Here is a 13,146-nt window from a genome sequence, read left to right as displayed (position 1 = left end):
ACAAATAGCTTCGCAATGGCGCAGTTTAAACAGAAGACAGGCGGTTGCGGCAGTGCCGTGGGAATTTTGCTCAGCTGCATCCGCAGGGCAAGGCCCTGCTCAGCCGCGCTCGGATGGCACCGACGACAACTCGAACGGGCTGCTGCTGCGCCGCTGGTTGCGATCTTCACGGGGGGTGGCGCCGAAGAAGTTGCGGTAGGCGCTGGAAAAGTGCGGCCCCGAGGAGAAGCCGCAGGACAGGCCGATCTGGATGATCGATTTGCTGGTTTGCATCAGCATCTGGCGCGCCTTGTTCAGGCGCAGCTCCAGGTAGTACTGGCTGGGAACGCGGTTGAGGTACTGCTTGAAGATGCGCTCCAGTTGTCGTCGCGACACGCACACATGCTGGGCGATTTCGTCGGTGGTCAGCGGCTCTTCGATATTGGCTTCCATCAGCAACACTGCCTGGGTCAGCTTCGGATGGCTGGACCCCAGGCGGTTCTGCAATGGAATGCGCTGGCGTTCGCCACCTTCGCGGATGCGCTCTACCACCAATTCTTCGGAGACCGCACCGGCCAGTTCGGCACCGTGATCACGGGCCAACACCGCCAGCAGCAGGTCGAGCACCGACATGCCACCGCAGGCGGTCAGGCGATCACGGTCCCAGTCGAACAAATGGCTGGTGGCGATGACCTTGGGGAAACGCTCAGCAAAGTCATCCTGCCAGCGCCAGTGCACGGCGGCGCGATAGCCGTCGAGCAAACCCAGTTGCGCCAACGGATACACGCCCGCCGACAAGCCGCCGATCACGCAGCCGGCACGCACCAGTTGCTTGAGCGCGGTGCCCAACTGGGACGCGATCACGGTGGGCGGCTCGTCGGCCAGCAGGAACAGCTTCTGGAAGCCTTCCAACTTGCCGGCCCAGGGTTCGCCGGGCAGCTTCCAGTCACCCTCGACCGGCGGCTCGGCCTGCAGGAATGACACCTCGTAGACCACGTCTGGATGCACCCGCTGGGCCACACGCAAGGCCTCCTCAGCCAGCGCAAGCGTCAGGGCTTTAGTGCTGGGCCAAATCAGGAAACCGATGCGATGGGCTGTCATGGAGGGCTATCCGAAACGAAAACGGTAATGAAGACAAGGGCCAATGCTAGCCCGTAAACCAACACAAATCTCAAAACAAACAGAGATCTAATGTGGGAGTTGGCTTGCCGGCGATAGCGGTGGGACTGGCTTACCGCTATCGCCGGCAAGCCGGCTCCTACAAGGAATCGAGGCCAACCTCAAGGCTGCGAAGCATGCACTATTTCAGTGCATAAACGCAGCCTTGTTTACTTCAAGCTACCGGACAAGAACTGCTGCAACCGCTCGGACTGCGGGTTGACCAGCACTTCACGCGGGTTGCCGCGCTCTTCGACAATGCCTTTGTGCAGGAACACCAACTGGTTGGACACTTCACGGGCAAAGCCCATTTCGTGGGTCACCACCACCATCGTCCGGCCTTCCAGGGCCAGGTCCTGCATGACCTTCAACACTTCGCCGACCAGCTCCGGGTCAAGGGCCGAGGTCGGCTCGTCAAACAGCATCACCTCAGGCTCCATCGCCAGCGCCCGGGCAATCGCCACGCGCTGCTGCTCGCCACCGGACATATGGCCGGGGAAGGCATCCTTGCGATGAGCCACGCCGACTTTGGCCAGGTAGTGCTCGGCCTTTTCACGGGCGTCTTTTTTCGACATGCCCAGCACATGCACCGGGGCTTCCATGACGTTTTCCAGCGCGGTCATGTGCGACCACAGGTTGAAATGCTGGAACACCATCGACAGACGCGAACGCATACGCTGCAACTGCTTGGGGTCGGCGGCTTTCATCGCGCCGTCCTTGTTGGCCACCAGCTTCAGCTCTTCGTTATTGAGCAGGATCTTGCCGGCGTGAGGCTGCTCCAGCAGGTTGATGCAGCGCAAAAAGGTGCTTTTGCCCGAGCCACTGGAACCGATGATGCTGATCACATCACCGGCCGCGGCGGCCAGGGACACGCCTTTGAGCACTTCATGACTGCCATAGCGTTTATGCAGGTCTTGGACTTCAAGTTTGTACATGCGGTCGGTTCTCACAAAAACAGTTGGTCAGTCGTTGAGCAAGCGCCCGTGACGCAGCGCCTCGCGCCCCGCCACCTTGGCCAGCCAGAAACCCGCTTGGGCATAACGCAGCCGTTCAACGGCAAACAACACCCCTGACGTGCCCGCGCAAACAATGCTGACGCGGTCGGCCAAAGGATCAATCACTTCAAAAATCGGCTCGCCGGTTTCCACCCAGTCACCGGCTTTACGCAAGTAACTGATCACCCCGGCGTGGGGTGCAAACAGCAATTCAGTACCTTCGAAGGGCACGCCTTCACAGGGTTGATGTTGCGGCGCCGGCCACTCTCCCTTGATCAGGCCCTGCTCGGCGAGGAACGCGAGGATACCTTCGGCGTGGAAGATCGCCTCATCCCGACCGGTATCGGCCTGACCGCCCAGCTCCAGGGTCGTCGCCAGGCATGCCAGGGGGATCTGCGCCTCGGGGAACGCCCGTGACAAACGCAGCCACGGCAACGAGCAGGCCTCATCGAACGAGCTGCCGCCGGAATCTTCCGCCAACAGGCCGACCTTCACATTCAAATGCGCCGACAACGAACGCCACTGCGGCCAGTGCTGGGGCAGCGCGTACATGTGCAGCGCGGCTTCAGCGTCGCAGTGCAGGTCGAGGACCACATCGGCAGTACAGGCATGGCTCAGCAAAACCCGCTGCATACCTTGCAACTGGCTGCTCGGCTCGGGCAGTGCATTGAGCGCATCGCTCATTGCCTGGCGGATCATGCGCACGTTGGCGTGGGGATCATCCCCCAGCCTGCCTTCCAGCAAGGCAGCAACCGGCTCGCTCAACTCGACGAAATCACGGTTGAAGTTCTTCCCGGTGCCGACCTCGAAACGCCCCTGGTGGCTGCCTTGCAGCAGTTGACCCAGGCCCATCGGGTTGGCCACCGGCACCAGCTCGATCACACCGTTGAGGGCGCCCTGCGCTTCGAGTTCGGCCAGGCGCTTTTTCAGCTCCCAGGCCGCGCGCATCCCCGGCAACTCATCGGCGTGCAGGCTGGCCTGGATATACGCCTTGCGCTCGCCATGGCCGAAACGGAACACCGTCAACTGGCGCTCGCAACCCAGGTGCCCCCAGGGCAGTACGTGCTCGATGCGTTCCATATCAGTGCTTCCGGGGAGCCAGGTAGCTCAACCAGCGGCGCTCGGCCAGCTTGAACAGGCGCACCAGGATGAACGTCAGGCACAGATAGAACAGGCCCGCTGTGATGTAGGCTTCGAACGGCAGGTAGTACTGGGCGTTCACCGTGCGCGCGGCACCGGTGATGTCGATCAGGGTGACGATGGAGGCCAGGCTGGTGGTCTGCAACATCATGATCACTTCGTTGCTGTACTGCGGCAGCGCCCGGCGCAGGGCCGAGGGCAGCAGGATGCGGCGGTAGAGCTTGTAGCGCGACATGCCCATGGCCTTGGCCGCTTCGATCTCGCCATGGGGCGTGGCCTTGAGGCTACCGGCGATGATCTCGGCGGTGTAGGCGCTGGTATTGATGGCAAAGGCCAGGCACGCACAGAAGGTCGCGCTGGACAGCCACGGCCAGAGGAAACTCTCGCGCACCGCTTCGAACTGGGCCAGGCCGTAGTAGATCAAAAACAGCTGCACCAGCATCGGCGTACCGCGGATCACATAGGTGTAGAGCCAGGCCGCGCCATTGACCAGCGGTTGTTTGGACACTCGCATCAGGCCCAGGGGCACGGCGGCAAGCAGGCCGAAGAACAGCGAGATCAACAGCAATTTCAGGGTGGTCAGCAAGCCGCCAAGGTACAGCGGCATGGCCTCCCAGATGACGTTGTAGTCGAAGATCATAGATCAGCCGCCTTTACGCCTACCGAGTAGCGCTTCTCAAGATAACGCAGGGCCAGCAACGAGACGCTGGTGATCACCAGGTACATCGCCGCCACCGCGAGGAAGAAGGTAAAAGGTTCGCGGGTGGCATCTGCCGCCTGCTTGGCCTTGAACATCATGTCTTGCAGGCCCACCACCGAAATCAGCGCGGTGGCCTTGGTCAGTACCAGCCAGTTGTTGGTAAAGCCGGGGATTGCCAGCCGGATCATCTGCGGCACCATCACCCGGAAAAACACCTGGAACGGGCTCATGCCATAGGCCATGCCCGCTTCGGCCTGGCCCTTGGGGATGGCCATGAACGCACCGCGGAAAGTTTCCGACAGATAGGCGCCAAAGATGAAACCCAGGGTGCCGATACCGGCGGCCAAGGGGTTCAAGTCAATATAGTCGTCGTAGCCCAGTAGCGGCGCGACGCGGTTGAGCAGGTCCTGGCCGCCGTAGAAAATCAGCAGGATCAGCACCAGGTCGGGGATCCCGCGGATCACCGTGGAGTACAGGTCACCCAGCCAAGCCAGCCAGCGTACCGGCGACAGGCGCAATGCGACCCCAATCAGACCCAGAACAATGGCCAAGGCCATGGACGACAAGGCGAGCTGAAGCGTCAACCATGCGCCATCGAGGATAACGGCCCCGTAGCCTTTCAACATGATTCAGGTCCTCGAAAAGGCGGATGAAAAAATGGCGCAAACTTCAGAGACCCTGGTGCTTGCGCCATTCTGGACAGACAACTGCGAAGGTTTACTTGGCGTCAGCGCCGTAAATATCGAAGTTGAAATACTTTTTCTCGATTTCTTTGTACTTGCCATTGGCGCGGATCGCGGCGATGGCTGCGTTGATGCGGTCCAGGTTGGCCTTGTCGCCTTTACGTACCGCGATACCAATGCCATCGCCGAAGTATTTGGCGTCGGTGAACGCAGGGCCTACGAACGCGTAGCCTTTGCCTGAGTCGGTCTTCAGGAAACCGTCTTCAAGCAGGGTCGCATCAGCCACGGTGCCATCAAGGCGACCGGCCGCCACGTCCAGGTAGATTTCGTTCTGGGTGCTGTAGGGAACGATGGTCGCACCTTTAGGCGCCAGGACTTCCTTGGCGAAACGGTCATGGATCGAACCGCGCTGTACGCCGATCTTCTTGTCCTTGAGCTCAACCAGGCTGTCGCTGACGGTAACGCTGTCCTTCATCACCAGGCGTGCCGGGGTCAGGTAGTAGCGGTTGGTGAAATCCACGGACTTCTTGCGGTCGTCAGTGATGGACATGGACGACAGGATTGCGTCGATCTTGCGCACTTTGAGCGCCGGGATCAGGCCGTCGAACTCTTGCTCGACCCAGGTGCACTTGACCTTCATCTCTTCGCACAGGGCGTTGCCGATGTCGTAGTCAAAACCGACGATGCTGCCGTCCGGCGCCTTCGAGGCAAACGGAGGGTAGGCTGCTTCGATACCAATTTTCAGCGGTTTCTCTTCAGCGAAGGCCTGCATGGACAGCACGGACAGCGCCAGGGCGCCCAACAGCACGAGTTTCTTCATCTTGGGACTCCATCGGTATAGGACAAAAACAGCAGTATGAGCCATGGCCCACGATGCGACTGAGTGAAACCGAATAGCGGTGCTGCGTCCTACACCAGTTCAACACGGCGACGACGAGCGAGTGATCGGCATTCTAACGACAGGCCGGAAGCCGATATTTCCTCAATGCGACAACAATTTACAGAAGCACCGAGAAAGCGACCCCAACCCATTGACAACCCCTGATTTTTATGCAGAGGCAAAAGATATTAAACCTATTATCGCTGCAAATTGCGGGCCTATTATTCGCAAACCCTTCTATTCCGGCAAGTGTAGCGTTTGATCTAATTTTTAAGGGTGTCTAAAACGGGCGTTTTCGGGGCGTGGATGTAGCACTTTGCCTCATGTTTGGGCGCAAGGTTACACATTTGCACCACTGGGTAACATTCAGAAACGTCCTACTAGATAAACCGATATTTATTGGCTTGGTGCTGAGGACGGTCTGTCATCCCCCACCATCCAATGTAGGAGCTGGCTTGCCAGCGATAGCAGTGGGCCTGTATCAAATGGGCTGACTGACCCACCGTTATCGCTACATTGATGGTATTTCATAGTGAGGCCCCACAAAAAAGCCCCATCCGGCCTACACCGGATGGGGCTTGGTCCCATAAACCCGCTTACGCGACGTTCATGGTCTTGTGGGTATCGATCAGATGCTGCACCACACTTGGATCAGCCAGGGTGGAGATATCCCCCAGCCCGTCATACTCGGCCGTGGCAATTTTGCGCAGGATACGGCGCATGATTTTCCCCGACCGGGTCTTAGGCAAGCCTGGTGCCCACTGGATCACGTCCGGCGATGCAATCGGGCCGATCTCCTTGCGCACCCAGTTCTTCAGTTCCAGGCGCAGCGCTTCGGTCGGCTCCTCACCGTTTTTCAAGGTGACATACACATAGATGCCCTGGCCCTTGATGTCGTGAGGCACGCCGACCACGGCCGCCTCGGTGACTTTGGGGTGGGCGACCATGGCGCTTTCGATCTCGGCGGTGCCCATGCGGTGCCCGGAAACGTTGAGCACGTCATCCACGCGACCGGTGATCCACCAGTAGCCGTCTTCATCGCGACGCGCGCCGTCGCCGGTGAAGTACATGCCACGGAAGGTCTTGAAGTAAGTGTCGACAAAACGGTCATGGTCGCCGTACAGGGTACGCGCCTGGCCCGGCCACGAATCGAGGATCACCAGGTTGCCTTCGGCAGCGCCCTCGATGATGTTGCCCAGGTTGTCCACCAACGCTGGCACCACGCCAAAGAACGGACGTGCCGCCGACCCCGGCTTGAGCGCGTGAGCGCCCGGCAACGGGCTCATCAGGGTCGCGCCAGTTTCGGTCTGCCACCAGGTGTCGACAATCGGGCAACGGGATTGGCCGACGTTCTTGTAGTACCAGTCCCACGCTTCCGGGTTAATCGGCTCACCCACCGAACCCAGCAGGCGCAAGCTGCTGCCATCGATACCTTCGCAGGCGGCGGTGCCGGAAGCCATCATCGCGCGGATCGCGGTCGGCGCGGTGTAGAGGATATTGACCTTGTGCTTGTCGACGATTTTCCCGACCCGCGTGATATCCGGGTAGTTCGGCACGCCTTCGAACAGCAGCGTGGTCGCGCCATTGGCCAGCGGGCCATAGACGATGTAGGTGTGGCCAGTGACCCAGCCGACGTCGGCGGTGCACCAGTAGACTTCGCCCGGGCGGTAGTCGAACACGCGCTCGTGGGTCAGGGCGGCGTACAACAGGTAGCCGCCGGTGGTGTGCTGCACGCCCTTGGGCTTGCCGGTGGAACCGGAGGTGTAAAGGATGAACAGCGCTTCTTCGGCGCCCATCTCTTTTGGCGCGCAGACCGTGCCCGCCACTTTCATCAGGTCTTCGTACCAGATGTCGCGATGCTGGTTCCACTTGATCTGGCCATTGGTGCGCTTGCACACGATGACTTTCTGGATACTGCTGGTTTCCGGGTTGGTCAGCGCGTCGTCGACGTTGGCCTTGAGCGGTACCTTCTTGCCGGCACGAATGCCTTCGTCGGCGGTGATCACCACCTTGGATTTGCAGTCGATGATGCGACCGGCCAGGGCTTCAGGGGAGAAACCGCCGAACACCACCGAGTGGATCGCGCCGATGCGGGTACAGGCCAGCATGGCGACCACAGCTTCAGGGATCATCGGCATATAGATGGTCACCACGTCGCCACGGTGCACATCCTGACCGCGCAGGGCGTTGGCGAACTTGCAGACTTGTTCGTGCAGCTCGCGGTAGGTGATGGTGCGGCTTTCGGAAGGATCGTCGCCCTCCCAGATGATCGCCGCCTGGTCGCCGCGCTCGGCGAGGTGACGGTCCAGGCAGTTGTAGGAAACGTTGAGGGTGCCGTCAGCAAACCACTTGATATCGACATGGTGGTCGTCGAACGAGGTCTGCTTGACCGTGGTGAAAGGCTTGATCCAGTCAAGACGCTTGGCTTGCTCGCGCCAGAAGCCGTCGGGGTTGACCACCGACTGCTGGTACATGGCCTTGTAGGTCGCCTCGTCAGTCAGCGTGTTGGCTGCTACTTCGGGGCGAACGGGGTACAGGGAAGCCGCACTCATCTTTCTTACCTCGGTGACTATAGTTGTTGTTGTATGGCCCTGTTGTAGCCGGGGCAGGCCTATAGAACCATTCGACGATGGTAGTAACAAGCCCCTACAAATTGCCCTGATATGTGCGTGCACCGCTCTGGTCCGGGGCCTGTAGCGCGTTTTGCGCTACCGGAAAAAACCTCTGTCGTGGATTGTTACGAAAACCACCAAAAGTGTTTATCAAAAGTACGGGTATATGAATGCAACCCAGGCGCCTAAAATCAACCTCGCCAACAAGGCACTGTGATTAACCAAGTTGCAGCCCCCACGAAGGCACGTTAATCCGAACTCTCTACTTAAGTTACACACGTGGCCTCACAAGGGCCCCGTGACCCCCTTCGACTGTAAAAAGGTAAATTGGAAATGAAAGCTTTATTAGTTATGGCCCTTGCCAGCTTGTGCGCCACCGCCGCCCTGGCCGACGAGATCCCGACTGACGTAGCCAGCCAGCACACCGCTATTGTTGAGGAATACACCTACGCCACTGATCTGGATATTGCCAAGGTGGTGTCCATGAGTTCCATTCCGAATGTCTGCGAAGTTGTTCCAGCACGCATGGAATATGAAGATCACCAAGGCCAGCTTCATATCCTTAATTACAAAGTCATGGGTAACGGTTGCTCTAACGGTTAATAACTTAGTTAGTTAGAACCTAACCTGGCAATGTTCGCCGCAAGGAATCGTTCTTGCGGCAAAGAGACTTGTTCACGGCACCTTCCCCTTCTCGCTTGAACCGAATGCTACGATTGTGGCGTTGCTATTCCCTCTGCACAGCAGGATGGGTTCATGAGAGCCAGTTTCGAGAAAATCCCCACCGAGGCCAACACCTCCTGGACCCTGCTCAACAGGCGCCTGCCACAGGCGATCCCGTTTGAGTGGCATCACCACCCTGAGTACGAGCTGACCCTCACCCTCAACAGTCGTGGGCACCGTTACATCAGCAACGATGTGGCACGCTACGATGATGGCGACCTGGTGCTGGTGGGCCCGAATGTTCCCCATAGCTGGTCGTCGGCCGAGACTATCGACCCGACCCAACCGCACATCGCCCTGGTCATCTGGTTTTCTGAAGCCTGGGCCGATTCGCTGGTCAAATTGTTTCCGGAAATGGCCTCGACCCGCGCCCTGCTGGCGGCCGCGCGGCATGCACTGAGTTTCAGCGACGCCACCTCGCGCGCCCTGCGCCCGGTGATCGAGGCGATGGTCGAGCAAGACGCCTCCCAGCGCCTGATTTCCCTGCTGACGGTACTCAATACCCTGTCACGGGATGTCGCGGCGCAGCGCATCGCTGTGCAACAAACCCCTCACATCATTGAAGATGCGCGCATCCGCCGGGTCCTGGACTACCTGCACGGCCACTATGCGCAACCCCTGAGCATCCCTGAGCTGGCACAAATGGCCTGCGTCAGCGTTTCCGCCTTCCACCGCATGTTCCGCAAACACACACGCTGCACAGCATTGGACTACATCGTGCGGCTGCGCATCGGACACGCCTGCGCCCTGTTGATGCAAGGCAACCTGGCCGTCAGCACCATCGCCGAACAGGTCGGGTACGCGTCCCAGGCCCTGTTCAACCGTCAGTTCAAGGCGCAAAAGGGCATGACGCCTTCAGACTTCCGTGGTCAGCATGGGCATCACTTCCAGCCAGGCACGGCTAAGCCGATTCTTCTGTAGGCACATGATCAAACGCCACAATCGTATTGCTCAACGCGCCAAATGAGGCTGCCGTCCAGGCCGTCCGGAGTGATTCCATACCTGCATGAATAATAAAAATGCAGGCCACCCCATGAACAATTCCCCATCCTTCGCAAGTGCCGAGCTACCTGACGACTACAAACGCAGCATCGTCGCCATGAAAAAGGCACTGCGCGCACAGATCGGCGACGTGCCCGCGCTGTTTGCCGAAGTCAGCGCCTTTATCGCCACGGAAATCGCCGCGATCAAGGCCCAGCAAGCCCTGACCGGCTCGGCCTGGCCCGAACTGGACTTTGCCACCCTCGCCAACGGCCAGGTCACAGAACAACAACGCGCGCTGATCAAGCGCCGAGGCTGCCTGGTGATCCGCAACCACTTTCCCAGGCAGCAGGTGCTGGAGTGGGACAAGAGCCTGCTGGACTACCTGGACCACAACCAGTTCGACGCGGTTTACCGGGGCCCTGCCGACAACTTCTTCGGCAACCTGGAAGCCTCGCGCCCGGAAATCTTCCCGATCTACTGGTCCAAGGCCCAGATGCAACTGCGCCAGCATGAGCGCATGGGCTGCGCCCAATCGTTCTTGAACCGCCTGTGGACCATCGACTCCCACGGCCAGCAGTGGTTCGACCCCGACACCAACGCCCTGTACCCGGACCGCGTACGGCGGCGCCCGCCCGGCACCACGTCCAAAGGCCTCGGCCCGCACACCGACTCCGGGGCGCTGGAGCGCTGGCTGCACCCGGCCTACCTGAAGGTGTTCGAGAAGATTTACTGCAATGACTTCAAATCCTACGACCCGTGGGACGCCGCCCATCGTACCGAAGTCGATGAATATGCCTACCCAGGTACCAAATGCTCGGCCTTTCGCACCTTCCAGGGTTGGACCGCGCTGTGCGACATGAATGCCGACCAGGGCGTGCTGCATACCTTGCCGATCCCCAAGGCCATGGCCTACCTGCTGCTGCGCCCGCTGCTCGATGACGTGCCCGAGGATGAGCTGTGTGGCGTTGCGCCAGGCAAGGTGCTGCCGATCCTGGAGAAGTGGCACCCGCTGCTGGTCCAGGGCATGTCACCGATTCCGGACGTGCAGGCTGGCGATTCGGTGTGGTGGCACTGCGATGTAGTCCATAGCGTCGCCCCCGTCGAAAACCAGCAGGGCTGGGGCAATGTGATGTACGTACCAGCCGCCCCCATGTGTCCGAAAAATCTGCGTTATGCCAGGGATGTTTTACGGGCCTTCGAACAAGGCGCCTCGCCGGATGACTTCCCCCGCGAAGACTACGAAAAGCACTGGAGCGACCGCTTCATGACCTCGCAACTGAACGCCCTCGGCCGCAAAGGGCTGGGGCTGGAATAAGTACCCTCCTCTCACCACAAAAACAAAAAAGGGCCACTCCCTATGAAAATCGTCAATCGCCTTGCCGTTGCCATCTCCCTCGCCAGCCTTTGCACAGTCAGCGCCCATGGGGCCCAGAGCAAGGGCAGCGTGGAAGTCGTGCATTACTGGACCTCGGGCGGGGAAGCCAAGTCTGCGGACGTGCTCAAGCAACTGATCGAAAAAGACGGCTACACCTGGCAAAACAGCGCCGTAGCCGGTGGCGGGGGCGCAGCGGCCATGACGGTGCTCAAGACTCGCGCCGTGTCCGGCAACCCGCCCTCCGCCGCTCAGATCAAGGGCCCGGATATCCAGGAATGGGGCAATTTGGGCTTGCTGACCAGTATCGACGACGTGGCCAAGGCCAATCACTGGGACAAGCTGTTGCCCCAGAGCATTGCCCAACTGATGAAATATGATGGCCACTATGTCGCCGTGCCGCTGAATATCCACCGTATCAACTGGCTCTGGACCAACCCCACGGTACTCAAGCAGGCCGGCGTGTCCCACGTACCGAAAACCCTCGAAGAACTGTATGCCGCCGGTGACAAACTCAAGGCCGCCGGTTTTATTGCGCTCGCCCACGGCGGCCAACCCTGGCAGGACACCACGGTATTTGAAGGCCTGGTGCTGAGCATCCTCGGCGCGGATGGCTTCAAGAAAGCCTTTATCGATCACGACGAAGCCACCTTCACCGGCCCGAAAATGACCGAAGTGTTTATAGCACTGCGCAAACTCAAGACCTACATGGACCCCGACGGCACGGGCCAGGACTGGAACATGGAGACCGCCAAGGTCATCAAGGGCCAGGCCGGCATGCAGATCATGGGCGACTGGGCCAAGAGCGAATGGAGCGCCGCCGGCAAGAAGGCCGGTCTCGATTATGAATGCGCGCCCTTCCCGGGCTCCCAAGGCATCTATAGCTACACCATCGACTCCCTGGCGATGTTCAAGCTGTCCAGCAAAAATGACACACCGGGCAACAATGCCGCGCGCGACGACCTGGCCAAGATCGCCCTGGAGCCACAATTTCAAACGGTATTCAATCAGAACAAAGGCTCCATCCCGGTGATCACGGGCCTGGACATGAGCCAGTTCGACAGTTGCGCCCAGGCCTCCGCCAAGGATTTCGCCGAAGCCGAAAAAACCGGCACCCTGGCCCCGAGCATGGCGTTCAACATGTCGACTTCCCAGGCAGTGCAAGGGGCGGTGTTTGATGTGGTCAGCCACTTTATGAGCGATAAAAACGCGGATCCGGCCAAGGCCGGGAAACAGATGTTTGCGAGCATTCAGGCGGCGGCACAGTAAGGCCCTGCGGCCAGTTCTTGCGCCAAGGGGCGCAAGAACTGCGATGCCAAATCTACCTGCGGCTGGCGCATTAAAAGCAGCGCCTACCGCCCGTCAAAAAAATCCGCAGCTGGCAAACCCTTGCAAACCCGCACTCTGGCCGCAAACACCGTCAATTTGGCGGCCCACCGAGACCATCCGCCGCAACACAAAGGCAAATTTTTCCCTATAATGCGCGGGTAAATCGGGCCTGTAATATCCCTTTACATGGGGTAACGAGCCAGACCTGAGACCCCGCAGGAGTAAGACACAGTCGCTCCGCCCCTCAGACCTCATGCAGAGCACCCGTAGCCCTATTCCGTTTAATGCCTGCGCTAGCTGTTGCAACAAACGATTCCTTAAAGATCCACCGCGGCCCCTGGGCCGTGTGAACACCCAACCATCCGGTTTCACACGGGCACCATTGGCCCTCACGCAGGAGACGACACGTCATGCTGAGCTGGGACGAATTCGACAAAGAAGAAGAAGGCGAAGTAGCCGCTAAAGGCGCCAACGCCGGCCACGCCACCGAAGCCAACATGGACCGCCTCGACGGTGCCGGTGCCGCCGCCGCCATCGAGGCCCGCGCCGTCACCGCCAATGACTCCGCCGCCATCGTGCGCGCCAAGGCCG

11 protein-coding genes and 1 pseudogene are annotated in these 13,146 nt (G+C 59.8%); 5 read left to right on the top strand and 7 right to left on the bottom strand.

The window, feature by feature from the left end:
- Positions 1 to 99 precede the first annotated feature (99 nt).
- The 7 genes from argR to acs form a co-directional block, all read right to left on the bottom strand.
- Positions 100 to 1,080 carry a transcriptional regulator ArgR gene (argR, locus tag HBO11_RS16800; RefSeq protein ID WP_169955156.1) on the bottom strand — a complete coding sequence of 327 codons (981 nt, stop codon included), beginning with the start codon at positions 1,078 to 1,080 and terminating at the stop codon, positions 100 to 102.
- A gap of 227 nt (positions 1,081 to 1,307) precedes the next feature.
- Positions 1,308 to 2,072 (bottom strand): ATP-binding cassette domain-containing protein, encoded by a 765-nt coding sequence (locus tag HBO11_RS16795; protein ID WP_029294441.1) that lies wholly within the window; start codon positions 2,070 to 2,072, stop codon positions 1,308 to 1,310.
- A 27-nt stretch (positions 2,073 to 2,099) separates the two neighbouring features.
- The gene (locus HBO11_RS16790; RefSeq protein WP_169955155.1) at positions 2,100 to 3,212 is read right to left on the bottom strand and encodes a succinylglutamate desuccinylase/aspartoacylase family protein; all 1,113 of its coding nucleotides are present in this window, start codon (positions 3,210 to 3,212) and stop codon (positions 2,100 to 2,102) included.
- Between the two features lies 1 nt (position 3,213).
- On the bottom strand, positions 3,214 to 3,912 hold the full coding sequence (locus tag HBO11_RS16785; protein WP_029294436.1) for an ABC transporter permease: 699 nt from the start codon (positions 3,910 to 3,912) through the stop codon (positions 3,214 to 3,216).
- Complete coding sequence (locus HBO11_RS16780; RefSeq protein WP_029294434.1) at positions 3,909 to 4,598, bottom strand: ABC transporter permease; 690 nt, start codon at positions 4,596 to 4,598, stop codon at positions 3,909 to 3,911. Before HBO11_RS16780 ends, HBO11_RS16785 begins: the two co-directional genes overlap by 4 nt.
- 91 nt (positions 4,599 to 4,689) lie before the next feature.
- On the bottom strand, positions 4,690 to 5,475 hold the full coding sequence (locus HBO11_RS16775) for an ABC transporter substrate-binding protein (protein WP_070994684.1): 786 nt from the start codon (positions 5,473 to 5,475) through the stop codon (positions 4,690 to 4,692).
- A gap of 656 nt (positions 5,476 to 6,131) precedes the next feature.
- Positions 6,132 to 8,087 (bottom strand): acetate--CoA ligase, encoded by a 1,956-nt coding sequence (acs, locus tag HBO11_RS16770; protein ID WP_169955154.1) that lies wholly within the window; start codon positions 8,085 to 8,087, stop codon positions 6,132 to 6,134.
- Positions 8,088 to 8,480: 393 nt separating this feature from the next.
- Here acs and HBO11_RS16765 point away from each other — a divergent pair, with 393 nt between their 5' ends.
- The 5 genes and pseudogenes from HBO11_RS16765 to HBO11_RS16745 form a co-directional block, all read left to right on the top strand.
- Positions 8,481 to 8,750 carry a DUF2790 domain-containing protein gene (locus tag HBO11_RS16765; RefSeq protein ID WP_169955153.1) on the top strand — a complete coding sequence of 90 codons (270 nt, stop codon included), beginning with the start codon at positions 8,481 to 8,483 and terminating at the stop codon, positions 8,748 to 8,750.
- Positions 8,751 to 8,903: 153 nt separating this feature from the next.
- The gene (locus HBO11_RS16760) at positions 8,904 to 9,791 is read left to right on the top strand and encodes an AraC family transcriptional regulator (protein ID WP_169955152.1); all 888 of its coding nucleotides are present in this window, start codon (positions 8,904 to 8,906) and stop codon (positions 9,789 to 9,791) included.
- Between the two features lie 112 nt (positions 9,792 to 9,903).
- Positions 9,904 to 11,169: a DUF1479 domain-containing protein gene (locus HBO11_RS16755; RefSeq protein WP_169955151.1), complete on the top strand. Its 1,266-nt coding sequence runs from the start codon at positions 9,904 to 9,906 to the stop codon at positions 11,167 to 11,169.
- A gap of 42 nt (positions 11,170 to 11,211) precedes the next feature.
- Entirely contained in the window at positions 11,212 to 12,495 is a 1,284-nt protein-coding gene (locus tag HBO11_RS16750) for an ABC transporter substrate-binding protein (RefSeq protein WP_169955150.1), read from the top strand.
- 470 nt (positions 12,496 to 12,965) lie between these two features.
- Positions 12,966 to 13,146 (top strand): annotated as a pseudogene (locus HBO11_RS16745) (ribonucleotide-diphosphate reductase subunit beta); the annotation flags it as partial.

Origin of the sequence: Pseudomonas sp. WS 5010, from assembly GCF_012985565.1 — a bacterium.
In the GTDB taxonomy this organism is placed as follows: domain Bacteria; phylum Pseudomonadota; class Gammaproteobacteria; order Pseudomonadales; family Pseudomonadaceae; genus Aquipseudomonas.
This window is presented reverse-complemented; position numbering and strand designations above follow the sequence as displayed.